At 66.5% G+C, this 25,955-nt stretch carries 22 protein-coding genes, 1 other RNA gene and 1 pseudogene; 12 read left to right on the forward strand and 12 right to left on the reverse strand.

Features of this window, described 5'->3' with window-relative positions; all coding sequences use genetic code 11:
* Positions 1 to 1,949 precede the first annotated feature (1,949 nt).
* From ASG27_RS27745 to ASG27_RS27085, 3 genes and pseudogenes are all read left to right on the forward strand, one after another.
* Positions 1,950 to 2,267, forward strand: coding sequence for an RHS repeat-associated core domain-containing protein (locus tag ASG27_RS27745; protein ID WP_327019747.1), 318 nt, complete (start codon positions 1,950 to 1,952; stop codon positions 2,265 to 2,267).
* Positions 2,268 to 2,288: 21 nt separating this feature from the next.
* Positions 2,289 to 3,039: pseudogene (locus ASG27_RS27945) on the forward strand (RHS repeat-associated core domain-containing protein); the annotation flags it as partial.
* Positions 3,040 to 3,060: 21 nt separating this feature from the next.
* Complete coding sequence (locus tag ASG27_RS27085) at positions 3,061 to 3,543, forward strand: hypothetical protein (RefSeq protein WP_156370451.1); 483 nt, start codon at positions 3,061 to 3,063, stop codon at positions 3,541 to 3,543.
* Between the two features lie 62 nt (positions 3,544 to 3,605).
* Here ASG27_RS27085 and ASG27_RS27090 read toward each other — a convergent pair whose 3' ends face one another.
* A complete protein-coding gene (locus ASG27_RS27090) occupies positions 3,606 to 3,788 on the reverse strand; it encodes a hypothetical protein (protein WP_156370452.1) in 183 nt (60 codons plus the stop codon).
* Between the two features lie 90 nt (positions 3,789 to 3,878).
* Between ASG27_RS27090 and moaA the strand changes: the two genes are divergently transcribed.
* From moaA to ASG27_RS24985, 5 genes are all read left to right on the forward strand, one after another.
* Positions 3,879 to 5,015, forward strand: a complete 1,137-nt coding sequence (gene moaA / locus ASG27_RS24965) for a GTP 3',8-cyclase MoaA (RefSeq protein WP_056413486.1) — start codon at positions 3,879 to 3,881, stop codon at positions 5,013 to 5,015.
* A 165-nt stretch (positions 5,016 to 5,180) separates the two neighbouring features.
* Entirely contained in the window at positions 5,181 to 5,813 is a 633-nt protein-coding gene (gene mobA, locus ASG27_RS24970) for a molybdenum cofactor guanylyltransferase MobA (protein WP_056413181.1), read from the forward strand.
* 72 nt (positions 5,814 to 5,885) lie between these two features.
* Entirely contained in the window at positions 5,886 to 6,500 is a 615-nt protein-coding gene (locus ASG27_RS24975; RefSeq protein ID WP_082485774.1) for a GNAT family N-acetyltransferase, read from the forward strand.
* Between the two features lie 67 nt (positions 6,501 to 6,567).
* The gene (moeA, locus tag ASG27_RS24980) at positions 6,568 to 7,965 is read left to right on the forward strand and encodes a molybdopterin molybdotransferase MoeA (protein WP_056413184.1); all 1,398 of its coding nucleotides are present in this window, start codon (positions 6,568 to 6,570) and stop codon (positions 7,963 to 7,965) included.
* Between the two features lie 86 nt (positions 7,966 to 8,051).
* Positions 8,052 to 8,387 carry a thioredoxin family protein gene (locus tag ASG27_RS24985; protein WP_056413187.1) on the forward strand — a complete coding sequence of 112 codons (336 nt, stop codon included), beginning with the start codon at positions 8,052 to 8,054 and terminating at the stop codon, positions 8,385 to 8,387.
* Between the two features lie 283 nt (positions 8,388 to 8,670).
* Here the strand turns inward: ASG27_RS24985 and ASG27_RS24990 are convergent, their stop codons facing one another.
* The 4 genes from ASG27_RS24990 to ASG27_RS25005 form a co-directional block, all read right to left on the reverse strand.
* Positions 8,671 to 11,841, reverse strand: a complete 3,171-nt coding sequence (locus ASG27_RS24990; RefSeq protein ID WP_056413189.1) for an efflux RND transporter permease subunit — start codon at positions 11,839 to 11,841, stop codon at positions 8,671 to 8,673.
* Between the two features lie 55 nt (positions 11,842 to 11,896).
* Complete coding sequence (locus ASG27_RS24995) at positions 11,897 to 13,330, reverse strand: efflux RND transporter periplasmic adaptor subunit (protein WP_056413193.1); 1,434 nt, start codon at positions 13,328 to 13,330, stop codon at positions 11,897 to 11,899.
* A gap of 220 nt (positions 13,331 to 13,550) precedes the next feature.
* Positions 13,551 to 14,000 (reverse strand): ribonuclease HI, encoded by a 450-nt coding sequence (gene rnhA, locus ASG27_RS25000; RefSeq protein WP_056413196.1) that lies wholly within the window; start codon positions 13,998 to 14,000, stop codon positions 13,551 to 13,553.
* A complete protein-coding gene (locus tag ASG27_RS25005) occupies positions 13,997 to 14,920 on the reverse strand; it encodes a class I SAM-dependent methyltransferase (protein ID WP_082485784.1) in 924 nt (307 codons plus the stop codon). The genes rnhA and ASG27_RS25005 overlap by 4 nt, the downstream gene beginning before the upstream one ends.
* Here ASG27_RS25005 and gloB point away from each other — a divergent pair.
* Both gloB and ASG27_RS25015 read left to right on the forward strand, forming a co-directional pair.
* Entirely contained in the window at positions 14,919 to 15,695 is a 777-nt protein-coding gene (gene gloB, locus ASG27_RS25010) for a hydroxyacylglutathione hydrolase (RefSeq protein ID WP_056413202.1), read from the forward strand. The two genes, ASG27_RS25005 and gloB, sit on opposite strands and share 2 nt — an antisense overlap.
* A complete protein-coding gene (locus tag ASG27_RS25015) occupies positions 15,692 to 17,242 on the forward strand; it encodes a transglycosylase SLT domain-containing protein (RefSeq protein ID WP_056413205.1) in 1,551 nt (516 codons plus the stop codon). The genes gloB and ASG27_RS25015 overlap by 4 nt, the downstream gene beginning before the upstream one ends.
* A gap of 117 nt (positions 17,243 to 17,359) precedes the next feature.
* Here the strand turns inward: ASG27_RS25015 and ASG27_RS26355 are convergent, their stop codons facing one another.
* The 6 genes from ASG27_RS26355 to dnaX form a co-directional block, all read right to left on the reverse strand.
* A complete protein-coding gene (locus tag ASG27_RS26355) occupies positions 17,360 to 17,512 on the reverse strand; it encodes a DUF3096 domain-containing protein (protein ID WP_082485775.1) in 153 nt (50 codons plus the stop codon).
* A gap of 189 nt (positions 17,513 to 17,701) precedes the next feature.
* A complete protein-coding gene (locus tag ASG27_RS25020) occupies positions 17,702 to 18,754 on the reverse strand; it encodes an ABC transporter substrate-binding protein (protein ID WP_056413208.1) in 1,053 nt (350 codons plus the stop codon).
* Positions 18,755 to 18,944: 190 nt separating this feature from the next.
* Positions 18,945 to 19,370, reverse strand: coding sequence for an MAPEG family protein (locus ASG27_RS25025; protein WP_056413492.1), 426 nt, complete (start codon positions 19,368 to 19,370; stop codon positions 18,945 to 18,947).
* Positions 19,371 to 19,474: 104 nt separating this feature from the next.
* Positions 19,475 to 20,065, reverse strand: coding sequence for a recombination mediator RecR (gene recR, locus ASG27_RS25030; protein WP_056413211.1), 591 nt, complete (start codon positions 20,063 to 20,065; stop codon positions 19,475 to 19,477).
* A 298-nt stretch (positions 20,066 to 20,363) separates the two neighbouring features.
* Positions 20,364 to 20,696 carry a YbaB/EbfC family nucleoid-associated protein gene (locus tag ASG27_RS25035; RefSeq protein ID WP_056413214.1) on the reverse strand — a complete coding sequence of 111 codons (333 nt, stop codon included), beginning with the start codon at positions 20,694 to 20,696 and terminating at the stop codon, positions 20,364 to 20,366.
* 235 nt (positions 20,697 to 20,931) lie between these two features.
* Entirely contained in the window at positions 20,932 to 22,992 is a 2,061-nt protein-coding gene (gene dnaX / locus ASG27_RS25040) for a DNA polymerase III subunit gamma/tau (RefSeq protein ID WP_056413218.1), read from the reverse strand.
* Between the two features lie 201 nt (positions 22,993 to 23,193).
* On the opposite strand from dnaX, the gene ffs reads away from it, so the two are divergent.
* Both ffs and ASG27_RS25045 read left to right on the forward strand, forming a co-directional pair.
* Positions 23,194 to 23,290, forward strand: an RNA gene (gene ffs / locus ASG27_RS26360) — signal recognition particle sRNA small type.
* 316 nt (positions 23,291 to 23,606) lie between these two features.
* The gene (locus ASG27_RS25045) at positions 23,607 to 24,404 is read left to right on the forward strand and encodes a hypothetical protein (RefSeq protein ID WP_235503944.1); all 798 of its coding nucleotides are present in this window, start codon (positions 23,607 to 23,609) and stop codon (positions 24,402 to 24,404) included.
* Between the two features lie 139 nt (positions 24,405 to 24,543).
* Here the strand turns inward: ASG27_RS25045 and ASG27_RS25050 are convergent, their stop codons facing one another.
* Positions 24,544 to 25,911: a TIGR03862 family flavoprotein gene (locus ASG27_RS25050; RefSeq protein ID WP_056413223.1), complete on the reverse strand. Its 1,368-nt coding sequence runs from the start codon at positions 25,909 to 25,911 to the stop codon at positions 24,544 to 24,546.
* Positions 25,912 to 25,955 lie beyond the last annotated feature (44 nt).

Below are 25,955 nucleotides of genomic sequence, written 5' to 3' on the forward strand. Positions count from 1 at the left end.
GGGCGGCTGATCTACCGCGTGACCGGCAAGCTCAGTAAAGTTGGTACAGCGCAGCCAGCCCCACCCGACAAGGGCACCAACCTGCAGATCCACCAGCTCGGCTACAGCGACAGCGGCGAACTCCTGGACACTCAGGGCTGGGAGATGGGCTGGTCTGCAGAGCAAGAACACGGCAATGCATTAGGTGCTGAGGCAGTTAGTGCGCCAGCCGCCCTGATCGCCGCCTGGCTGGAGATCAACACCCAGCAGCTTCAAGGCGCACTGACCCGACAGCACGACGCCCAAACTCTGGCGAGCAGTCCCCTACTGCAAAGCCTGCAAGTCCACCGGCTGCAYAAGAGTAGCCGTATGGACTTGCAGCGCGATGCCCTGGGGCGCCCCACTGGCGAGGTGCAAACGCTGTACTACAGCCCTGCCGCAGCAGGTAAACAAACCAAGAACACTGGCGGTGAGCMGGCCATCGAATTCGAACACCGCATCCACCACCGCCTGGGGGCCCTGGGCCAACGCGAATCGAGCGAACTGCAGGGCATCGGCCAGCTCGACTGGCTCAGCTACGGCTCGGGCCACGTGCACGGCGTGTTGCTCAACCAGGCGCCCCTGGTGGCGCTGGAGCGCGACAAGCTGCACCGCGAAGTGGGCCGCACCCTGCACCTGCTGCCGGGTGAGAGCGCCAGCACAGCGCCCACCCAGAGCCGCCAGCTCGATCCGCTGGGGCGCCTGCTGCACCAGCGCTGGCAAGGCCTGCCCGGACCCGGCAGCGACCCCGCCAGCGCAGCGCCCCTCATCGGTGGCCTGCGGCAACGCCGCTACACCTACGACAGCCTGGGCCAGCTCGTGGGCATCCAGACGCCCACCCACGCAGACGCGTACCAGTACGANTACACACCATGAGCAATCCCACTTTTTCTCCCCGCCAGCGCAGCGCCGCTCATCGGTGGCCTGCGGCAACGCCGCTACACCTACGACAGCCTGGGCCAGCTCGTGGGCATCCAGACGCCCACCCACGCAGACGCGTACCAGTACGACGCCCGCCARCGSCTGACCGGGCAGCGCAGCGCCAGTGCCCAGGGCGAGCAGCAAGCGCGCTGGAGACTGGACCCGGCGGGCAACCGCCTGCCCGAGCAGGCAACCAGTCAACGCTCAATAACCAAGAACACAGGCAACCCTGACTGGGCCGCCCAGGTCCAGCAGCACCTGCACGACCCACGCTTCAACCTGCTGCAGCCTCAACCCACCACAGACAGCCCGGCCACAGAGCAGGTAGAACGCTGGCGGGACAACCGCATCGGCTGGAGCCAGGGCACAGGCGATGAAGGCGCCACCCACTACCGGTACGACGACTGGGGCAACCGCACGGAGGCGCGCCACAGCGATGGCAGCACCACCGCCCTGCACTACGACGGCCTGCACCAGTTGAGGCAAGTCACGCAGATCGACCCGCAAGGACAGGTGCAAAGCAAAACCACTTATCGCTACGACGCGTTCGGACGGCGAGTGAGCAAAGAACACCGCCCGATTGGGCAGGAAAGCCAAGCTACCCACTACGGCTGGGATGGGGACAGGCTGGTGCACACCCAATCCCACGGCCAGATCCAGCACACGGTGTACGAGCCGGGCAGCTTTGTGCCCTTGTTGCAGATCGAGCGCCACAAAGATGGGCAGACCAACCCGGTCAAAACACTGCTGGCCCTGGCCGGCAGCGGCGACTCGCCAGCGCAAGAACCAGAACTGCAGCGCCGCGACAGAGAGATGCTGCACCAGGCACTGAAGGAAGTGCTGCAGCCTGGCTACCAGCTGTCCGNAAAACCTTGCTGGCCCTGGCGGGTAGCGGCGACTCGCCAGCGCAAGAACCAGAACTGCAGCGCCGCGACAGAGAGATGCTGCACCAGGCACTGAAGGAAGTGCTGCAGCCTGGCTACCAGCTGTCCGCCTTGCTGCCGCAGGACATGCGAAGCCAAGTGCAGGCATCCCTGCAGCTCCTCAAGGACACCCAAGCCCACACCGAGGATGCCCACCCGCTGACCATCCGGCACTTCGTGACGGACCACCTGGGCACACCCATTGCGCTGGTCAACGCCAACGGACAGGCGGCAGGACAGGTGAGCTGGGCTGCAAGATACGGCACCTGGGGCGAGGTCGAGCAGGAGTACAACCCCCACCGCATCCATCAACCCATCCGCTTTCAGGGGCAGCAGCTTGATGCGGAGACCGGGCTGCATTACAACCGCTTTAGGTACTACGACCCGGGGATGGGGCAGTATTAGTCCCCATGCGCCGCGCGCAANATACGGCACCTGGGGCGAGGTCGAGCAGGAGTACAACCCCCACCGCATCCATCAACCCATCCGCTTTCAGGGGCAGCAGCTTGATGCGGAGACCGGGCTGCATTACAACCGGTTCCGGTATTACGATCCGAGGGTGGGACGGTATGTGACGCAAGATCCTATTGGCTTAAGGGGCGGATTAAATTCATTTACATATTCAAATAACAACATAAATATTTATACAGACCCACTAGGCTTGAAATCTAGAATGTGTTGTCGAAAAATACCGAATGTGCCCGCCAGTCATTGTTCCATTGAGACGATTGATGATGTCTCCGGAGAAAGAAAAACAACTGGATTGTTTGGTGGCGGCATAGCAGGCGCACCAGATTCAAAGAATAGTGGGTGCGCTCTTATCTATAAAAATCATCATTTTGACAAGCAGGCGGGTGGAGATGACACCAAATGCGGAGATTGGACATCTGGGAAAGATGATTGCGTCAACAAATCTGCCGGCGATTATTCAAACCCCTCAATTTATTCAGCCACAATGGGGCCAAACAGCAATACTTTTGCTTTTTCAATAGCAGGCAAGTGCGGCATTTCCTCCCCAAGCAACATTCCTGGCCTGGGTGGTGCATGGGGATCATCAGGAGCGCCAGCAGGCGCTTACCCTGGGGTGCCCCAAACATCAGGACCACAGCTAAATTACCCTCAAACTACATGCCCTGAAGCAACTCCCACATACGCGCAAGAGCAAAATGGTGGATAACCAACGAGAGATATATAAATAATGCAAAAATGCAAATCTCACGCAAATTTACCAAAAGCCAAAAATCAAAATATAAAAATAATAGCAATAGCACTAATTTTAGCAGAGCAGTCTATCTCAATGGGTGCGGAAGCTTGCACACATTGGAAAGAAGTCTCCGATAAATTTACAATGCAAAAATCCAAATTTACGCTGATAACAAACAATAGCGAAGCAATTGAATTAAGTTATCTCAAAAAAATTGATAATCAAATTTATTTAAAGGAACTAAAAAGTTTCCAAAAAATTAGTTTAGAAGATGCACTACTGGGACTCAAAATGCAAAATTTGGAATTCCATTTCCCATTAACCAGTAAAGACTGCTTGAAAATTGGTGATGTTATAAAAAAGAAAATTAATGGCTTCGAAATTACCATAACACACCCCCAAGAAAATTATTTCTTATCTTTTGTGGAAAATAACAAAAAAACAATCTCCGACGCCATTTTAGAGATTGAGAAATAAAATATAAAATAGCATACACACTCAATGGCAAAAAATACCTGGTATTGAGACCGCAACGAAAATCAATTGGCTTGGCAAACCAAAATCATCAAGCCACTTGCAATAGCATGCAAAGAAGAAGCCGAAGCCACGCTGGCAACTTCTAGATAGACCGCATCCGCACGCCAGAACCACGGTGACTGGACCGCACACAGCGCGGTGGCGCCAGGAAAATTGGATATCTTGTTCTGGTCACGTTGGTACATAAGACGGTGCCTGCGCCAAAATTGACCCCGATCAACTCCGGCACCAAGGGCTTGCCCCGCGAAGCGAAGCCCATGCGGCAAAATCACCCCATGGCCGAACGAGTGATCCCCCTGGTGGACCAACGCATCGCCGCTCTGGCGGCGAAGGTGCCGTTGCACGCCTCTGTGCCCACCGGGCTGCTCACCGACACGCTCGGCCGGCCGCTGCGGGACCTGCGCATCAGCGTGACGGACCGCTGCAACTTCCGCTGCAACTACTGCATGCCCAAGGAAGTTTTCGACAAGGACTACCCCTACCTGCCACACGGCGCCCTGCTCAGCTTTGAAGAGATCACGCGGCTGGCGCGGCTCTTCCTGGCGCATGGCGTGCGCAAGATCCGCCTGACCGGCGGCGAGCCGCTGCTGCGCAAGAACCTCGAAGCCCTGGTGGCGCAACTGGCCGAGTTGCGCACCGTGGATGGCCTGCCGCCCGACCTGACGCTCACCACCAACGGGTCGCTGCTCGCGCGCAAGGCCCGGGCCCTGAAGGACGCGGGCCTGAACCGCGTGACCGTGAGCCTCGATGGGTTGGACGATGCGGTGTTCCGCCGCATGAACGATGTGGACTTTCCGGTGGCGGACGTGCTGGCCGGCATCGAGGCGGCGCACGCGGCGGGCCTCTCGCAAATCAAGGTGAACATGGTCGTCAAGCGTGGCACCAACGACCACGAGGTGCTGCCCATGGCGCGCCACTTCCGGGGCACGGGCACCACGCTGCGCTTCATTGAATACATGGACGTGGGCGCCACCAACGGCTGGCGCATGGACGAGGTGCTGCCATCGGCCGAACTGATCGAGCGCCTGCGCGCCGAGCTGCCGCTGGTGCCGCTCGACCACACGTCCCTGGGCGAAACCGCCGAGCGCTGGGGTTACGCCAACGCCGCTGGCGAGCACGACCCGCGCCTGGGCGAGGTCGGCGTGATCAGCAGTGTGACCCAGGCGTTTTGCCACGACTGCAACCGCGCGCGCCTGTCCACCGAAGGCAAGCTCTACTTGTGCCTCTTCGCCACCCAGGGCTACGACCTGCGCACCTTGCTGCGCGGTGGTGCCAGCGACGAGGCCATCGCATCGGCCATCGCCCCCATCTGGCAGCAGCGCACCGACCGCTATTCGGAGCTGCGCAGCAGCCTGCCTGCGGACACGGGCGGCGGTGCTCGCCGGGTGGAGATGAGTTACATCGGTGGATGAAGTGAAGCGCCCTCTGAGCCACCTTCGGCGTCTGCCCGCGCTCTCGCTGCGTGCGGCAGGGGGGCGCACCCGGTGGCCTGGCGGAGTCGGTTGCACGGGTGCACTGGCCCGGCCGCGTTCCAAGATCACGCGAAGCACCCGTCTGAGTTTCTTTGAAGATCACGAATGATTGATACCCAAGACATCACCGGCCTCGTGCTGGCCGGCGGCCGGGGCTCCCGCATGGGCGGGGTCGACAAGGGCCTGCAGAACTTTCGCGGCCTGCCGCTGGCGCTGCACACGCTGATGCGGCTGCAGATGCAGACCGGGTCCACCATGGTCAATGCCAACCGCAACCTGGCCGCGTACGAGGCGTTCGGTGCGCCGGTGTGGCCCGATGTGCTGGCCGACTATGCGGGGCCGCTGGCGGGCTTTCTGACGGGGCTGGAGCGCTGCGAAACACCGTGGCTGCTGACCGTGCCGTGCGACACGCCCCTGTTTCCGCTGGACCTGGCAACCCGCCTGGCCGCTGCCGCCAGCGAGCAGGACGCCGAGATCGCCATGGCCTGCGCGCCCGAGGACGACGGCCAGGGCCGCATCACCGTCCGCCCGCAGCCGGTGTTCTGCCTGCTGCGCGTGGAGCTGCTGGAAAGCCTGGTGGCCTTCACGCAGGCCGGTGGCCGCAAGATCGACGCGTGGACCGGCCAGCACCGCTGTGCCTTGGTGCCGTTCGATCAGCCTGGGGATGACGCGCAAGCGTTCTTCAACGCCAACACCCTGGCCGCGTTGCATGCGCTGGAGGGCACGGCGGGGCGCTGAGTTGCCGCGCCTGCACGAACGGCCCTCCCCTTCTCTGGTTTGCACCCCAACCATCCCCCGCTTTTTTGCCCCATGCCCACTCCCCACAGCGCAGGCACCGCAGCGACGTCGATTCCGGTGGCGACTACTGCCGCCCAGCCTGCGGCGGTACGCATCCGCGCACTCACAGCGGCCGACGCCGTGCCCTACAAGGCGGTGCGCGATGAAGCGCTGCGCACGGCACCCGACGCCTTCACCTCGGACTACGCGTCGTCCATCGGCCGCGCGGCCAAGGAATACGCCGGGCGCTTCGGGCCGGTGGCATCGGGCACGTTTTTTCTCGGTGCGTTCGATGCCACCGGCCGGTTGCTCGGCTGCGTGGGCTGCGAGCGCGAGCAGCGGACCCAGCAGCGCCACTGCGCCAGCGTGGTGGGCATGATGGTGGCGCCCGGTGCGCAGCGCCAGGGCATCGGGCGGCAGCTGATTGCAGCCTGCGTGTTGGCTGCGCGCCAGGTCCCCGGCCTCACGCAGCTGGTGCTCACGGTGACCGCGTCGAACACCCATGTGGTGCGGCTGTACGAGCAGGCGGGCTTTCATGCCTGGGGCCTGCTGCCGCGCGCCGTGATCGTCGACAACGTGGCGTACGACAAGCTGCACATGCTGCTTTTGCTGACCTCCGACCCCTTTCCCGCCTGCCGCTCCCGGTGACGCGACATCCTGTGACGATTGCCGCGCGGCATACGCGACTGATTGATTGATTGTTTGTTTGCTGCCCATGAAGACCATTGCCCAGATCGCTGCTGAACTTCAGGGCTACGACCCGCAGGCGCTCAAAGCCTCCGATGTGAACGCGTTCCTGGAGCGCCTGGTCGAGCCCGTGCAGGACACCGAGGAGCTGCCGCTTTTCAACGCACTGGGCCGCGTACTGGCCCGCGATGTGGTATCGCCCATCAGCGTGCCGCCGCACGACAACTCCGCCATGGACGGCTACGCCTTCGCAGGCGCGCAGCTGGTAGCGGGCCAGCCCCTGGCGCTGCGTGTGGTGGGCACGGCGTTGGCGGGCAAGGCGTGGACGGGCAACGTGGCAGCCGGTGAATGCGTGAAGATCATGACCGGCGCGATCATGCCCGCGGGCCTGGACACCGTGGTGCCGCAGGAGTTCACGACCGCGTCTTCCGACACAGCCGGCAGCACAGCGGATAGTGGCCAGCGCATCAGCATTGCGGCCGACGTGCTGCGCACCGGCGACAACCGCCGCTTCAAGGGCGAAGACCTGATGCAAGGCGGCGTGGCGCTGGCGCGTGGCGAGCTGCTCACGCCCGCAGCGCTGGGCCTGGTGGCCAGCCTGGGCCTGCCCACGGTGACGGTGTTCCGGCGCCTGCGCGTGGCGTACTTCTCGACCGGCGACGAGATCCTGAGCCTGGGCGAGCCGCCCCGCGAAGGCGCGGTGTACGACAGCAACCGCTACACCGTGTTCGGCCTGCTCACCCGCCTGGGCGTGGAGGTGATCGACCTGGGCGTGGTGCGCGACGAGCCCGCGCTGCTCGAAGCTGCCTTCCGCCAGGCCGCCGGGCAGGCGGACGCCATCATCACCAGCGGCGGCGTGAGCGTGGGCGAAGCCGACCACACCCGCACCATGATGAAGAAGCTGGGCGACGTGGCCTTCTGGCGCATCGCCATGCGCCCGGGCCGCCCCATGGCGGTGGGCAGCATCAGCAATACGCCGCAGGGTACCCCATTTCAAGAAAAAACAGCCTCCACCGCACATCCAGCAAGCGCCAAAAGCTATAAAAATAATAGCAACGGCAATGCCAGCGCAGGCGCCGTGCTGTTTGGCCTGCCGGGCAACCCGGTGGCGGTGATGGTCACCTTCCTCGCGTTCGTGCGCCCCGCCTTGCTGCGCATGATGGGCAGCACCCGCGCCGCGCCGCCCCTGCTGCGCGCCGTGTGCACCGAGCCCCTGCGCAAGAAGCCCGGCCGCACCGAATACCAGCGCGGCACCGTCACCACCGCCGCCGACGGTACGCTGCAGGTGTGCACCACGGGCAACCAGGGCTCGGGTGTGCTCAGCTCCATGGTGCAGGCCAACGGCCTGATCGTGCTGCACCACGGCCAGGGCAACGTGGCGGTGGGCGACACGGTGGATGTGATGGTCTTTGAAGGCATGATCTGACACAGCCATGGGGACATCGCTGGTGCAGAGCGCGCTCCCTCGCCATAACCTGTGTCCCAACTTTTCACTTCACTGGTTGAACCGCCATGCCCTACACCGCCACACACCTTGCCCAGCCCCCTGCCCGCGAAGACATCGACAGCCTGACGGGCGCTGCCGTGCTGGAGTTCGGCACGCCCTGGTGCGGCCACTGCCAGCGCGCCCAGCCGCTGATCGAGGCTGCCTTGAAAGACCGCGCTGACGTCGCCCACGTGAAGGTCGAGGACGGCCCCGGCCAGCGCCTGGGCCGCAGCTTCAGCGTGAAGCTCTGGCCCACGCTGGTGTTCCTCAAGGACGGCAAGGAAGTGGAGCGGCTGGTGCGTCCGCAGGGCCAGCAGGACATTGCGGATGCCCTGCAGGCGGTTGCATCGCCGGCAGCATGATCCGACCTGGGGGTTGAAAAATCAAGGAAAAACCGTTCACGCTGAGCCTGTCGAAGCGCTTCGCTGGGCTTCGACAAGTTCAGCCCGAACGGTACGGAAAGTTCAGCCCGAACGGTGCGGCATGATGGAATGCTCAGTCCGCACCCATGCTCCACCGACCCTGCCCCCCCCCACAGTTCTCACGCCGCACTGCCTATTCGACCAGGCCGCGGCCAAAAACAAAAGGCCACGACGGGCCTTTTGTTTTTTCATTCTGATAGGTCAGATCCATACGGCAAGGCGGCTACTTGCCGACGTAGTCGTGCATGTGCACTGCATGGGCGGGCTCTTCGGTCGCCACCGCCGTGTTGGCGCCCGGCACCGCGCGGCGTGCGAACAGCGTGTACATGGTGGGCACGACAAAGATGGTGAGCAGCGTGCCCAGCGACATGCCGCCCACGATGACCCAGCCGATCTGCATGCGTGTCTCGGCCCCCGCGCCGGTGGCCAGCGCCAGGGGGATGGCGCCCAGCACCATGGCACCGGTGGTCATCAGGATGGGGCGCAGGCGCTGGGCCGAGGCCTTGACCAGCGCATCGACCATGTCCATGCCCTGCTCGCGCAGCTGGTTGGTGAACTCGACGATCAGGATCCCGTGCTTGGTGATCAGGCCCACCAGCGTGATCAGGCCGATCTGTGAATACACGTTGAGCGAGCCGCCGCTCCACTTGAGTGCCAGCAACGCGCCGATCATCGACAGCGGCACCGACACCATGATCACCAGCGGGTCGATGAAGCTCTCGAACTGCGCCGCCAGCACCAGGAAGATGAACACCAGCGCCAGCAAGAACACCACGCCGAGCGCGCCCTGCGAGCTCTTGAACTCGCGCGAGGTGCCGTTCAGGTCGGTCGTGTAGCCCGCGCGCAGCACCTTGGCGGCGGTGTCGTCCATGAACTTCAGCGCCTCGCCCAGCGAATACTCGGGCGACAGGTTGGCGGTGATGGTGGCCGAGCGGCGCTGGCCGAAGTGGTTCAGCTCGCGGGGGCTCACGCTCTCACGCACCTTGACCAGGCTGGACAGCGGGATCATCGCATCGTTGCGGCCGCGCACGTAGATGGTGTCGATGTTCTCCGGCGTGGTGCGGCCGCGTGCCTCCGTCTGCACGATCACGTCGTACTGCTCGGCATCGCGCTTGTAGCGCGTCACGGTGCGACCGCCCAGCATGGTCTCAATGGCCTTGGCCACCACGTCCACGCTCACGCCCAGGTCGGCCGCGCGCTCGCGGTTCACTTCGATGCGCAGCTCGGGCTTGTTCAGGCGCAGGTCGATGTCCGGGCCGACGATGCCGGGGTTCTGCGCGATCTCGGCCATGAAGGCGGTGGCCACCTGGTTGAGGTTTTCATAACTGTCGGACGTCTGGATCACATACGTGAGCGGCCGTGCGCGAAAACCCTGACCCAGCGACGGCGGGGTGATGAGGAACGAGCTCACGCCCGGCAGCGTGCCCACCTTGGGCTGCAGCTCGCGGGCCAGCTCCAGCGTGGTGCGCTTGCGGTTTTCCCAGTCCACCGTGCGGTAGATGACGCTGCCCTGGGCCACCGTAGGATTGCCGATGTTGGCGAAGATGCGGTCGAACTCGGGGTATTGCTGCCCGAGCTTTTCCAGCTCCAGCGCGTAGCGGTTGGTGTAGTCGAGCGTGGCGCCGTCCGGCGCAGTGACGTTGACCAGCACCGTGCCGCGGTCCTCCAGCGGCGACAGCTCCTGGCGCATGGTGGGGTACACCAGCACCAGGGCCACGCCGCTCAAGGCCATGATGGCGATCACGATCCAGCGCGCCTGGAAGATCGCGCCGCGAATGCGGCTGCCGCGCCCCGCGCCCTCCTGGCCCGCGCCGCCGCCCCAGCGGGCCGTCACGATCCAGCGCAGCAGTCGGCCGTAGGCGTCGGACAGCGCGGTGAGCCAGCGCTCCATGGAGCGGTCGAACCAGTTGGGCTTGGGGTTGTGCTTGAGCAGCAGCGAACACATCATGGGCGACAGCGTGAGCGCGACGAAGCCCGACACCACCACCGCCCCCGCCAGCGCCAGCGCAAACTCCACGAACAGCCGGCCCGTGCGGCCCGGCGTGAAGGCCAGCGGCGCATACACCGCCACCAGCGTGAGCGTCATGGCCACGATGGCAAAGCCGATCTCGCGCGCCCCCTTGATGGCGGCCGAGAACGGGTCGAGCCCTTCCTCGATGTGCCGGTAGATGTTCTCCAGCATCACGATGGCGTCGTCCACCACCAGGCCGATGGCCAGCACCAGCGCCAGCAGCGTGAGCGTGTTGATCGAAAAGCCCGCCAGCGACATCAGAGCGAAGCTGCCCACCAGGCTCACCGGGATGGTGATGATGGGGATGATGGACGCGCGCAGCGTGCGCAGGAAGACGAAGATCACCAGCGCCACCAGCACCACGGCTTCGATGATGGTGGAGTACACGCTCTTGATGGACCGGTCGATGAAGAGCGAGTTGTCGTTGGCCACATCGATCACGATGTCCGGCGGCAGGTCGGTCTTGAGGACGGGCATCATCGCGCGCACACCCTGGGCCAGCTCCAGCGGGTTGGCCGTGGCCTGGCGGATCACGCCGACCGAGATGGCCTCGCGCCCGTTCAGGCGCACGCGGCTGCGGTCGCTGGCGGCGCCCTCTTCCACCCGTGCCACGTCGCGGATGCGCACCGGAAACCCGTTGACCGTGCGGATCACCACCTCGGCAAACTGCCCAGGCGTGGCCAGGTCGGTCTGCGAGGTGACGCTGAACTCGCGCTGCTGCGACTCGATGCGGCCCGCGGGCAGCTCCAGGTTGTTCTTGCGGATGGCGTCTTCCACATCCTGCGTGGTCAAGCGGTACCCCGCCATGCGTTCGGGGTCGAGCCACACGCGCATGGCGTACTTGCGCTCGCCGTAGATGGGCACATCGGCCACGCCGGTCACCGTCTGCAGGCGCGGCTTGACGATGCGATTGACCAGGTCGTTGATCTCCAGCGGGCTGCGCGTGTCGCTGCTGAAGGCGAGCCACATCACGGGCGAGGCGTCGGCCTCGACCTTGGCGATGACGGGTTCGTCCACCGCGTCGGGCAGGCGGTTGCGCACGCGGGCCGTGCGGTCGCGCACTTCGGCGGCGGCGTTGTCGGCGTCCTTCTCCAGCCGAAAGCGCACGCTGATCTGGCTTTGCTCGGGGCGGCTGATGGAGGTGATCACGTCCACCGCGTCGATGCCGGCGATGGAGTCTTCGAGCGGCTTGGTGACCTGCGACTCGATCACCTCGGCCGAGGCGCCCGCGTAGCGCACGCTGACCGTGACTACGGGCTCGTCGATCTTGGGGTATTCGCGCACCGACAGGCGCGTGAAGCTCACCGCGCCGATCAGCAGCACCAGCAGCGACAGAACGGTGGCAAAGACCGGCCGGCGTATCGATATTTCAGCGAGTTGCATGGCAGTGGGGAGCTTCGGTCAGTCGATCAATCGATCCGGTGGTCAGGGGCGGGGTTCAGGCCGGTGCACGCGCACCGGAGGGCGCCGCGCGCCCACCGGGCCCGCCTGCGGCCAGGCAGGGGTTGGTGCCTGGCAGCGGTGCCACCAACGCAGGGGCCGACGCAGCGGCCACCGCCGCTGGCGGCGCGGCCGCGGGTACAGGGGCCGCAGCCACGGGCGCGCCGCTGGGCGCCCCCGCCACGCCTGGGGCCGGCACATCGGCTGGCGCCGCCGCGCTGGCCGCAGCGCCAGCGCCCGATGCTGCCCGTGCGGGCCCGGGCGCCGCGCCGCCGGCCGGTTTGCCCAACTCCACCACGCGAACGGCCGCGCCGTCCTTCTGGATGCGCTGCTGTCCTGCCGAAACGACCAGGTCGCCCGCGCTCAGGCCATCGACCACCTCGACGAAACCAGGCGTACGCGCGCCCAGCTTCACCGGCGTGCGGCGGGCCACGCGGCTGCCGGGCTCCTTGCCTTCGACGATCTTGAACACATAGGGGTTGGTGCCCTCAGGCACCACGGCCTCTTCGGGGATGACGCTCGCATTGGCGCGCTCGGCAAACACGGCGGTCACGCGGGCGAACATGCCGGGACGCAGCTGCAGGCGGCGGTTGTCGATACAGCCACGCACCGCGATGGAGCGGCCGTCGGCGTCGATCTGGGGGTTGATGGCCTGCACCACGGCGCCGTAGCGCACGCCCGGCAGCGCATCGAAGGAGACCTGCGCGGTCTGGCCGGTGCGCACCTTGCTCTGCAGGCGCTCGGGCAGGCGGAAGTCCACGTACACGGCGTCGAGGTCTTCCACGTTGACGATGTCGGCACCGTCCTTGAGGTAGTCGCCCACGTTCACGCCGCGGATGCCGGCGATGCCGTCAAAGGGCGCCACGATCTTCAGGCGCGATGCGGTGGCCTGCGCCAGCGACAGCTTGGCCTGCGCCACTTCGAGGTTGGCCGCGCTCTCGTCCACCGAGCGCTGGCTGATGAAGCCCTGGGCCACGAGCTCCTGGTTGCGCTTGTGGTTGGCCTGGGCGATGGACATCTCCGCCTGGCTCTGCTGGATCTGGGCGCGGGGCAGCTGGTCGTCGAACTGCACCAGCACCTGGCCGCGCTTGACACGCTGGCCGTCGCGAAAGTTCAGCTGGGTGATGCGGCCGCTGACCTCGGGGCGCAGCACCACGCTCTGGCGCGACCTGAGGCTCCCCACGGCCTCGGCGTCGTCGCGCAGCGCCATCTGGCGCACGGGCACGGCTTCCACCATGGCCACGCGGCCCGCACCGCCGCCCTGCGCTCCACCACGTGCAGAGCCGGCCGGGGCGCCACTGGCGGCGGCGGGCGCTGCGGGCGCTCCGTCAGCGCGCGGAGCCTGGGCAGGTTTTTGCAGCCACCATGCAGCACCCAGGGCAGCTGCGATGCCGACGACAGCGAAAACGATGGTTCTTTTCTTGGACGCCATGGATCAATGAAACCGGTGGAAGAGCGGAATGCAACCAAAGAATGTATCAGTCCGTGTCAGACACTGCAGTGACTGACGCCTTGACCGAAGGTCAATTCCCCAGTTTTACGCAGGCTTTACACAAAGCGACCACTCACCCCAGGCGCTGCGGCGCAGATCCCGAGGCGCTGTGTTGCTGGAATGCACACCGCGTGCCAGCTTCAATGCCCAAAGGCGCGCGTCAGCCCCTGCCGCGGGCCTGGTCCACGCCCTTGTTGGCCAGGGCATCGGCGCGTTCATTGCCGGGGTCGCCCGAGTGCCCCTTCACCCAGCGCCAGTCGATGCGGTGGCCGCCGGTGCTGACCAGCGCATCCAGACGCTGCCACAGCTCCACGTTCTTGACGGGCTGCTTGGATGCGGTGCGCCAGCCCTTGGCCTTCCAGCCGTGGATCCACTCCGTGATGCCCTTGCGCACGTATTCGCTGTCCAGGAACAGCGTGACCGCGCAGGGCCGCTTGAGCGCCGTCAGCGCCTCGATCACCGCCATCAGCTCCATGCGGTTGTTGGTGGTGCCCAGCTCGCCGCCGAACAGCTCCTTTTCGGTGTCGCCCGCCCGCAGCAGCACGCCCCATCCGCCGGGACCGGGGTTGCCCTTGCAGGCGCCATCTGTGTATATCACTACCTGATTCAAACCGTATTCCTGTCTTTGTCGTGTTGCTTGAACGATGCCGGGCGCTTGCGGGCCACGGGCTGCGCTGCGGGTGCGGCCGGCGCCGTTGCCGTGTGGGCCCGGTTGGCAATGGGCACGGTGCCGGCGGACCGCTGGCGCTGCGTGCGCCAGGCGGGCTCCAGCAGCCGCATGCCGTGCACCCGCTTGACGGCCACCACGAAGTAAGCCGCCCCGAAGATGGGCCACCACTTCTCCCCCCAGGGGTCCATGAAGCCGAAGCGGTCCAGCCACTGGGTGCTGCGCACTGCAGGACGATAACAGCCAAACTGGGCCGACTCGACCTCGAAGCTGAGCAACCGCAGCCAGTCGCGCAGGCGGCGGTATCCGATGAACTCGCCCACATCGGGCAGGTACAGGTGGCCCTTGCCCAGGCGCTGGTACAGCCGCGCCCGCCGCTGGCGCAGGCCCCACAGGCTGGCGGGGTTCAGGCCGCTGATGACCACCCGCCCCTCGGGCATCAGCACCCGCTCCACCTCGCGCAGCGTGGCGTGGGGGTCGATGCTCAGCTCCAGGGTGTGGGGCAGCACCAGCAGGTCGAGGCTGTTTTCTGCAAACGGCAGGGCCACGGACTCTGTCAGCAGGTCGATGGCGCGGCGCTCGGGCGGCACAGACCCTCCCGCAGACACCGCATCAGCATCAGCGGCGCCGGCCCATGGGCCCAACATGGCGCCTGCCGCAAAACCTTCCTGCCCCAGCGCCAGCCACTGGTGCGGCATGCGGTTGGCGCGCAGGCCGTCCAGCAGCGGCATGCCGAGCTGCAGGCTGTGGTAGCCGAAGATGTCGGCCACCGCGTCATCGAAGCGCGCCTGCTCCCACGCCAGCAGGTACCGGCCCGGCGGGGAGTCGAACCACCGGTGCAAACCTATAATTTGATCGCTCATGAACTTGCTGCCGCTGCCCGCCTTTACCGACAACTACATCTGGATGCTGCACGACGGGCACCAGGCCATCGTCGTCGACCCCGGGGATTGCGCGCCTGTGTTGCAGGCCCTGCAGCGCCTGGGCGTGCAGTTGCAGGCCATTCTAGTCACGCACCACCATGCCGATCATGTCGGCGGGGTCGATGCGCTGCGCGAGGCCACCGGCGCCGTGGTCTACGGCCCGGCCCGCGAGCGCATTCCCGAGCCGCTGGTTCGGCTGGCGCAGGGCGACACCGTGGATGCGCTGGGCCTGCACTTTGCGGTGATCGATGTGCCCGGCCACACGGCGGGCCACATCGCCTACTACTGCGCGGCGTTCGATGGGGCGCCGCTGCTGTTTTGCGGCGACACCTTGTTTTCGGGCGGATGCGGACGGCTGTTCGAGGGCACGCCGGCCCAGATGCTCGGCTCGCTCGACCAGCTCGCGGCGTTGCCCGGCGATACCCGCGTATGCTGCGCGCACGAATACACACTGTCCAACCTGAAATTTGCGCGCGCCGTGGAACCCGGCAACGCAGCATTGCTCCACTACACCACCCAGTGCGAAGCGCTGCGTGCCGGCCACCAGCCCACGCTGCCCTCGAACATGGCGCTGGAGCGAGACATCAACCCCTTCCTGCGCACACGGCAGCCTGGCGTGGCCCACGCGGCCCAGGCTTTCGATGCGCAGGTCCCCCAAGACGACGCCGTAGCGGTACTGGCCGCGCTGCGCCAATGGAAGAACGAGTTCCGATGAAAATTTTGCACATTGCCTGCCTGGCAGCAGCCGTATGGCTCACCGGCTGCGCCACCACGGGCACCACGCAAGACCCCAACGCCACCACCGACGCCAAGGCCACCACCACCGCCAGCACCCCGTCGGCCCGCGTCCCCCACACCCCCGTCATCCCCAACGGCCCGCTGCGCCCCATCACCGCAGCCCAGGCCGCCAGCGGCGAGGTCGCATCGCTGTCGGCCCCCGCCGACCTGTGGGACCGCATCCGCCGCGGCTTTGCGATGCCCGACCTGCAGCACGAACTGGTGCAGGACCGCGAGCAGTGGTACGCCACCCGGCCCGACTACATGCAGCGCATGACCGAGCGCTCGAGCAAGTACCTGTTCCACATTGTCGAAGAGCTGGAGCGCCGCGGCATGCCGACCGAACTGGCCCTGCTGCCGTACATCGAAAGCGCCTTCAACCCCCAGGCAGTGTCCAGCGCCAAGGCGGCCGGCATGTGGCAGTTCATGCCCGCCACCGGCAACTATTTCGACCTCAAGCAGAACGCATTCCGTGACGACCGCCGTGACGTGCTGGCCTCGACCCGCGCCGCGCTCGACTACCTGCAAAAGCTGTACGGCATGTTCGGCGACTGGCACCTGGCCCTGGCCGCCTACAACTGGGGCGAAGGCAGCGTGGGCCGCGCCATTGCGCGCAACCAGAAGCTAGGCCTGGGCACCAGCTACACCGACCTCAACATGCCGGCCGAGACCCGCATGTACGTGCCCAAGCTGCAGGCCGTGAAGAACATCGTGGCCCACCCCGAAGCCTTCCGCACCGAGCTGCCGCTCATCGAAAACCACCCGTACTTCCAGACCGTGGACATCACCCACGACATGGACGTGGCGCTCGTGGCGCAGCTGGCCGGTATCCGCGAAGAAGACTTCCGCGCGCTCAACCCCTCGTTCCACCGCCCGGTGATCCTTGCCGCGGGCACGCCGCAGATCCTGCTGCCCTGGGACAACGCCAAAGTCTTCCAGCGCAACCTCGAAGCGCGCCGCGAAGGCCAGTACGCCAGCTGGACCGTCTGGTCCGTACCGTCCAACATGACGGTGGCCGAGGCCGCCCAGCGTGCGGGCATGAGCGAAAACGACCTGCGCAGCCTGAACAGCATCCCGCCCCGCATGCTGATCAAGGCAGGCTCGGCGCTGATGGTGCCGCGCTCGGCCGCCATCCGCCAGGACGTGTCCTCCCACCTGGCCGACAACGGACAGCTGGCCTTTGCCCCTGAAGTGGTCACCCGCAAGACCACCGTGCGCGCCGGCAAGGGCGAAACGGTGGCCAGCATCGCACGCCGCTACAAGCTGGCGGCGTCCAGCGTGGCCGACTGGAACGACGTGCGCGCAAATGCGGCCTTCAAGCTCGGGCAGCAGGTGGTGGTGTATCTGCCCGTGCGGCAGGCGCAGGCCAGCGCACGCAGCAGCGGCAGCACCCGCGCTTCAGCGCACAGCAGTGGCGGCGGCAAGCGGTCGGTGTCGGCACCCTCGCGCAAGGGCGGCACGCCCTCGAAGGTCAAGCGCCGCTGAGCGGCATCGCCGCAGGGACACCGGCGCACAAAGCGGTTCACGCGCTGAAGGCGGCGCTGCGGAAAGCCACGGCAGCGCCGCCGCCGTCCTGCGCTGCGCCCCCGTATGGGACCGCGCTCAGAAGCGCAGGTTGTGCATGCCCAGCAGCCCCAGGATGCCCATGATGATGAGGTACAGCGCCACGATGGTGCTGAGCAGGCGGGGCATCACCAGAATCAAAATGCCGGCGATCAGGGAAACCAGGGGACCGATGCTGAGGCTGAACGTCATGGCGCAATCCTTGAGGAATAAGAGCGAAAGAAGGGTGGGATGACACCGGTGCGGCGCTATGGGTTGCAGCACCGGAGAGCCCAGGACTGTAGTGCATCCGTTCGCTGATTTTTCCGTCGCAGGACGCGGTGCCAGGCGGCTGTAGGCATGGCCCGCCAGATGGTTTTGCGGCCCGCCTGGGCACGCCGTCTACACGTTGAATTTCTGGCGCGCCTTGCGCACGAAATCGTTGGTGTAGGTGCGTGACAGGTCGACCTTGAAATCCGCCATTTCGGGGTGGACGCGCGACAGCACGCGCAAGGCCGTGGCCGCCCCGTCGTCCGCCATGAGGCCGTTGGTGGAATAGGTTTCGCGCACCCGGCTGAAGGCCGCCAGATACAGCCCCCGGTCTCCCATGAGGTAGCCCTGCGGCACCGCCCGCACCAGGTCGGCCGGGCCCGCCGTCTGCAGCCACTTGAGCGCGTGCACGATGCCGTTGGCCAGGGCCTGCGCCTGGGGCGCATTCTTCTGGAGGAAGGCCTGCGGCGCATACAGGCAGCTGGCGGGCATGTTGCCGCCCAGCATCTCCTGCGCGGCCTTGAGCGAACGCAGGTCGCCCGCGATGCGGGTGTCGGCCTTTTGCTCCAGCAGGGTCATGATCGGGTCGGCATGGCACAGGGCGTGCACCTGCCCGGAGCGCAGGGCATTGAGCGCCGCCGTGCTGGACCCCACGGCCACGAAAGACACGTCCTTGGGCGTGAGCCCCGCGCGGCCCAGCAGCAGGCTGGCGGCCAGGTGCGTGGACGAGCCCACGGACGACACGCCGATGCGCCGCCCCTGCAGGTCTCCCAGGTCTTTGAAAGCCGGCATCGACCGCTGCGACACGCCCAGGGCCAGTTGCGGTGCGCGCCCCTGCACCACGAGCGAGCGGTAGGCCTGGCCCCGCGCCTGCTGGCGCAGCGTGTGCTCGAACGCACCAGCGCAGACATCGGCTGCACCGTCCTGCACCGCCTGCACCGCCAGCGCACCGGCGGAAAAGTCCCGCACAGCCACGTCCAGGCCTTCCGCCCGGAAGTAGCCCAGCTGGTCTGCCAGCGCCAAGGGCAGGTGGTACAGCACGCCCTGCCCGCCCACGGCGATGGTCACGCGGCCCAGCGGCGTGGCCTCTGCCTGCGCACGCACAGCCGCAGGTGCGAACACCGTGGCCGCCGAAACAGCGGACAGTGCACCAAAGGCGCGGCGGGTGAGCAAAGGACGGTTCATGGAATCAGCAAAAGGACGATTGTTGCACCGCAACAATCGTGCCGCAGAGTGGGCCATCCCGCATTAGGGGGATTCCCAGCGGGGTTTCTACGTAAGAACCTGCCCACCCCTGGGCCGCCTGCGGCGTGTTCCCCTCTCTCGCTGCGCGGGAGGGGACTGCACGCAGCGCCTCGGGGGCTACCGATCCAGGCTACCGATACCCCACAAAGAGAATCGCGATGTTCACGATGAGGGCTGCAGCCCACACGGCGCTGCGCACGGTGGGCATGTCCGAGACATACATCAGGATGTAGAACACGCGCAGCATCACGTACAGGAAAGCCAGCATGTCGAGCAGCGTCTGCCCGGCACCCAGCAGGTGCGCGATGATCACCGCGCCGATGAAGAACGGCAGTGTCTCGAAGCTGTTGGCCTGCGCCGCGTTGGCACGGGCCCGCCAGTCGGTCTGGCGCGCCATCCAGGCGCGCGGGTCGTGGTTGTCGAAGCCGCCGTCTTTGCGCGGCTTGCCCCAGCTGCCGCTCTTGGCAAGCCATGAACAGGCCAGCGGCAGCAACGCCGCGATCAGCACGCACCAGTAGGCCACCGTAAACCGTGCGACATGCATGGTGGTATTCATCTTGTATGCCTTTTTGGCTGCTACCGCTTGGTACACAAGCGCCAGCAGCTATTAAATTGTGAGTATTCTACCGGTACGGCATGGGCCCGGCACAGCGGCTCTGCTCAGCGGCGGTCCGACAGCGCATGCGCGATGGTGCCCAGGTCCACATACTCCAGCTCGCTGCCCACGGGCACCCCGCGCGCAAGCCGCGTGACGTGCACGCCGCGGCCCTTGAGGGTCTCGCTGATCACATGCGCCGTGGCCTCGCCCTCGGCGTTGAAATTGGTGGCCAGGATCACCTCCTGCACGCCCTCTTCGGCGGCGCGCTGCAGCAGCTTGTGCAGGCCGATCTCCTTCGGTCCCACGCCATCGAGCGGGCTGAGCCGGCCCATGAGCACAAAGTACAGCCCCTTGAACGCGCCCGTGCGCTCCATCGCGGCCTGGTCCGCGGGCGTCTCCACCACACACAGCCGCGACGCATCGCGCGAGGGGTCCAGGCAGGTACTGCAGACCTCCGCCTCGGTGAAGGTGTGGCAGCGCGCACAGTGGTGCACCGACCCCACGGCATGCTTCAGCGCCTGCGACAACACCTGCGCCCCCTCCCGGTCATGCTGCAGCAGATGGAAAGCCATGCGCTGCGCAGACTTGATCCCGACCCCCGGCAACCGGCGCAGCGCCTGGATCAAAACGTCGAGGGAATCGGTGGTGGACATGGGTTGGGATGAAATTCTGAATAACTTGGGATGCTTGTGGCGCCAAGGACGGCTTCGACAGGCTCAGCCCGAACGGTTGTGTGGAGAAGAGGCTTCACCCCACACAAGCCCGCCACCACAAACAAACAAACAACAAAAAAGTCTCGCTAAAAAACCCGGTATTCACTCCCCGCCGTCACGGCGTAGCTAGCGGGATGAGCTGCCAGGCGGACGGAGCGCAGGAACCGGAACTTACTTGAAGCACGTGAGGATTCCGAGCACCGCCCAACGACGCAGATCGCCCGCTCGGCAGCCATCCTCAGAACGGGAACTTCATGCCGGGCGGGAGGCCTGGCATGCCCTGCGTCAGCTTGCCCATCTTCTCCTGCGAAGTCTCTTCCGCCTTGCGCACGGCCGCGTTGAACGCTGCCGCCACCAGGTCTTCCAGCATGTCCTTGTCTTCGGCCAGCAGGCTGGAGTCGATGGTGATGCGCTTGACGTCGTGCTTGCAGGTCATCAGCACCTTCACCAGGCCGGCGCCGGACTCGCCCTCGACTTCGATGAACGCCAGCTCGTCCTGGGCCTTCTTCAGGTTGTCCTGCATCGCCTGGGCTTGCTTCATCAGGCCGGCGAGTTGTCCTTTGTTGAACATGGTGTGTTTCCTTTGCTTTCTTTCTGGTTGATCGATACCCCTGAAGGGGCCTGAATTCGGTATCTGAATTGCACAAACAACATTGTGCTTTGCAACGCCGCCAGCCTCAGAAACTGGCGCTCCAGAGGCCAGTGCACTCGTGGAACTGGCTCCGCCAGGCCACCGAGTGCGTCCCCCTCCCGCGCAGCGAGACAGTGGGAAGGCGCCGAAGGCGACTCAGGGGGAGCTTCATCCTCTACACCGGCTTGATGCTGCCCGGCACGATTTTCGCGCCGTAGTCGCGCACCAGCGACTGCACATAGGGGTCGTTCGCCACGATGTCCTCGGCGCGGCGCTGGCGCTCGGCCGCGGCAGCTGCATTGCGGCGGGCGGGGCTGTCGATGACCACGCCCACCTCCACGCTGATCTGGCTGGCGTGCCCGGCATTCTCCAGCGCGGCGCGCAGGCGCTCGCGGGCGGTGGCCTGGTTGAGCGACTCGCGCTCCACCCGCAGCAGCCAGTGGGCACCGTCGCGCGCCACCAGCTGGGACTGCAGGGCCAGTTCGCGCACCAGGGCACTGATGGCTTCTGCCGCCACCAGCTGCTGCACAGTGGTGTGCCACACGTCGCCCTCTTCGGTGGGTGTGTAGCGCGAGGACACGGGCACCGGGGCCGAATGCGGCGCAGGCTGCAGGCGCGCACCGGGTTCGGGCGCCACGCGCACCGGAATTGCTACGAATTCAGGAGCGCCTTGCGCTGATTCAGCTTGCGGCGGACGGGCCTGGCGATCAAAACTTTGGGCATCGCGCACGGGCAAGGCCATGGCCGTGCCGGAGGCTGCGGGCGCCACCGCGACTGCTGCGCCGCCCGCCTCTTCGTCGGAGCCTGGCCAGGGTGGCGGCTCGGACGACGCATCGTCATCCGACATCGCGGCAGCAGGCGCAGGCGCTGGCGCTGGCGGCACAACGCAAGGAGAAGGCGCGGCGACCACGGCGGCCGCAGCGGGAGGCTGCGCGGCCGATGGCTGGGGCGCGACGGCGGCGGTTTCTGGTGCCGCAGCAAGCACGGCAGCAGCCACGGGCCGCACCACGGCCGGTGTGGCCTGCATCGCCGAAGCGGGTGCGCCCGCGGCGTGCGGTGCCGGCCCCGCAGAGGCCTGCGCCGGTGCGGGTTCAGCCCGCGTCAGAGTTTTTTTTTCAGCCGATTCGCCGCTGGGCTTGAAGGCCAGGAGGCGCAGCAGCACCATGGTCAACGCGGCGTATTCGTCCGGCGCCAGGCCCAGCTCGCCGCGCCCGTGCAGGCACAGGCTGTACAGCAGCTGGGTTTCGTCGGCGGGCATCAGGCTGGCCAGGCGGGCAGTCTCCACGGCTTCAGGGTCGTTGGCGTCCACGGCAGCGGCCATCTGCGGCACGGCCTGGAACACCGCCATGCGCTGCAGCACGGCGCTCATCTCTTCCAGGGTAGACGCGGCCGACAGGCCATTGAGGCGCAGCGTATCGGAGGTCTCCACCACCGCCCGGCCGTCGGCGTGCGCCAGGGCGTCGATGAGGCGGAACACGTACGAGCGGTCCACGGCGCCCAGCATCTGGCGCACGCCGGCCTCCTGCAACTGGCCGCTGCCGAAGGCGATGGCCTGGTCGGTGAGCGACAGCGCATCGCGCATGGAACCACGCGCCGCACGCGCCAGCATGCGCAGGGACTGCGGCTCGGCGGGCACGTTCTCTTGCGCCAGCACGCGGGTCAGGTGGTCCAGCACGGTCTCGGGCGCCATGGGCCGCAGGTTGAACTGCAGGCAGCGCGACAGCACGGTGACCGGCACCTTCTGCGGGTCGGTCGTGGCCAGCACGAACTTGAGGTATTCGGGCGGCTCCTCCAGCGTCTTGAGCATGGCGTTGAACGCCGTGTTCGTGAGCATGTGCACTTCGTCGATCATGAAGACCTTGAAGCGCCCCGCCACCGGCTTGTACACGGCCTGCTCCAGCAGGCTTTGCACCTCGTCCACGCCGCGGTTGGAGGCGGCGTCGAGCTCGGTGTAATCCACGAAGCGGCCGCTGTCGATGTCGGTGCACGCCTGGCACACGCCGCAGGGCGTGGCGGTGATGCCGCCATGGCCATCCGTGCCCTGACAGTTGAGCGACTTGGCCAGGATGCGCGACACGGTGGTCTTGCCCACGCCCCGCGTGCCGGTGAACAGGTACGCATGGTGCAGCCGCTGCTGCGTGAGGGCGTTGGTCAACGCCTGCACCACGTGCTCCTGCCCCACCATTTCCGTGAAATTGCGGGGACGGTACTTGCGGGCGAGCACGAGATAGGACATTCGGTCGATTCTACGGGTTGAGCCGGCGGCTTTGCCGGTCCGGGGGGCGATCGGATACCGGGCCGTTCAGGATTGCGGCGGCCCCCCACCGGCCTAGAGTGCAGTGGCCCGCCTCCGGCCGCGCAGCGAAGCCTTGCGGCAGCCAAGGCCATGCACCGTGGACGGAAAAGAGGCCGCCGCATCCAGCGTACAATCGTGGGTGACGGGCCTCCCCGCATGGTGAAGCGGCCAACCGGGTCAGGTGGGGAACCAAGCAGCCCTAACTGTGGAGTCAGTGCCGGGGGTAAGGCTCGTCAACTTCTTTTTTTATCTTTGCGTGTGCTGCCATCTCGTGCTGCAGCCCATGCGCAAGGATCGCCAGTGCGCAGTACATGCCGCGCTGGCCGCCCCCCATCCACACCACGGCGCCCTCCATGGCTTGCGTATGCCGCTGGCGTCCGGCTGCGCGCTGCGCATAGCGGTGTCAGTGATTTCCCACGCCGTCTTGAGGCATTCGATGCTGAACCTGCACAGGCGATGACAGCACACTTTGTTGCATCGTTTCAGCCTTTCTTCTCATGGGTGCCGCCATGCCAAACCGCAACACAGCGCAGGTGTCTTCCACTCGCCGCCCGTTGGCGACAAAGCTGTTTCTGTTCCGCCCCACCCGTGCGCCCGCGCATGCCACGACGGGCAGTCCCCATACGCCCGCCCAAGCGCCCGCCCCTGCGCCCCGAAGGCATGCCTCCCGCAAGGTGGCCGCCTGGGTCACCCCATGCCTGTCGGCCGCGCTGGCGCTGCCGGCGCTGGCCGTGGAGTCCTCAGGGTTCGGCGATGACGCCATGGCGTCGCTGCAAGAGCAGACACGCTCGGCCACCGCGGCGCCAGCGTATGAGGTCAATACCCTGGTCCTGCCCAATCTGGGTGATACCTCCTTCGGCAGCAACAACCCGTCGCAGCGCCCAGGCAGCGCCAGCGGCTTTGCCAACGCCACGCAGCACATCGACGTCACGCGCTGGCTCACGCCGGATGCGCCGCGCAGCGTGGGCTTCTCGCTGGGCCTCACATCGGCCGCGCCGTCGGCCCATTCGCTCGCCAATGCCGGCAACAGCCTCAACGGCGCGCCTGCCGCGCCCTCCAGCCTGGACCTGGGCGTGCGGTGGCGGTCGCGCCTGGCCAGCGGCCGTCACCTGGATGTGTCGGCCTGGGCACAGACGCCGCAACTGGCGCAGTCGCCCGATGCCATGGGCCTGATCTGGCAACAGCAGCAGCCGGTGTACGGCACGCGGGTGGAGATGCAGTGGGCTTCGTCGCGCACCCGCGGCCTGGTGCCGGAATTCGGCGCCATCGGGGTGCAGCTGCAGGGCGGCTCCCGCCTGGTGCTGCGGGCACGCAAGGGCGGGCCCATGCTGTACTACAGAGCTAAATTCTGACCCCCCTGAAGCTCTGACTCCCCCCTGAGACGCTGCGCGTCTTCCCCCTGAGGGGGACGCCTCCAGTGGACCGGCGGAGCCGGATCCACATTGGCGCGGGCGTTGGTGGAGCGCCAGTGCGGACGGCAGTAATCTTTTTCTATGCGCGTTGCTCCAGCCAGCGCAGGGCGCCTTCGGCGGCCACGCGGCCGCTGGCCATGCTGGCGGTGAGCAGGTAGCCGCCGGTGGGGGCCTCCCAGTCGAGCATTTCGCCAGCGCAGAAGACGCCGGGCACGGCCGTGGCCATGAGGTGGGGGTCGAGCGCTTCGAAGGCCACGCCGCCGGCGGTGCTGATGGCTTCGTCCAGCGGGCGCGTGGCGACCACGGTGATGGGCAGGGCCTTGATGGCGTGGGCCAGGGCCACGGCGTCGTTCACGCCGTCCTTGCCCAGGTGTTCGTACAAGATGCCCGCCTTGATGCCGTCCAGCCCCAGGCGGCTCTTGAGGTGGCTGGACAGCGACCGCGATCCGCGCGGGTGGCGCACTTCGACCAGCACGCGCTCTGGGCTGTGGTCGGGCAGCAGGTCCAGGTGGAAGGTGGCGTGCCCCTGGGCCTGCACTTCGTCGCGCAGCAGGTGCGACACCGCATAGACCAGGCTGCCCTCCACGCCCGTGGCGGTGGCCACGAACTCGCCGCGGCGGCTGAAGGTGCGGCCCTGGCTGTCGGTGAAGTTCAGCTGCACGGTCTTGAAGGGCTGGCCCGCAAAGCGCTCGGCAAAGTGCGGCGTCCACCCCACCACCGGGGCGGGCGTGCGGCCCAGCAGCTCCTGCAGGAATTCGCGGCGGGTCTCGCCGGTGGGCGCGGCCGAGCGCATGACGTCGAAGCCGCAGTTGGACGGCCGCAGCGGCTCCACGGCCACGCCGCGCTCGGCGAGCAAGGGCACCCAGGCACCGTCGGACCCCAGGCGCGCCCAGCTGCCGCCGCCCAGGGCCAGCACCACGGCACGCGCGCGCACCGTCGATTCAGCAGGCTCACCGCCCGCCGATGGGGCAGCAAAACGCAGCGCACCATCGCCTTTCCAGCCCAGCCAGCGGTGGCGCATGTGGAACTGCACGCCCTGCGCCCGCAGGCGCTGCAGCCAGGCCCGCAGCAGCGGGGCGGCCCTCATGTCGGCCGGGAACACGCGGCCCGACGTGCCGACGAAAGTCTCCACCCCCAGGCTTTGTGCCCAAGCGCGCAGCGCGGGGCCGTCGAAGCCCTGCAGCAGCGGCGCGACCTGGGGCTGGCGCGACCCATAGCGCGTAACAAAGGCGTCGTGCGGCTCCGAATGCGTGAGGTTGAGCCCGCCCTTGCCCGCCAGCAGGAACTTGCGGCCCACGGAGGGCATGGCGTCGAACAGATGCACGCCGACGCCGCCCTGCGCCAGCACCTCGGCGGCCATCAGCCCGGCGGGGCCGCCGCCGATCACGGCGACGTCGCAGTGCAGGTCGGCCACCGGGTCGGGCGAAGAAGGCGTGGTTGTTGTCATGAAGGAAACCTTGTGAAGGGGAGCGTGTGGCGGTAGCGGGTAGC

Source organism: Acidovorax sp. Leaf191 (assembly GCF_001424425.1).
GTDB lineage: Bacteria > Pseudomonadota > Gammaproteobacteria > Burkholderiales > Burkholderiaceae_C > Acidovorax.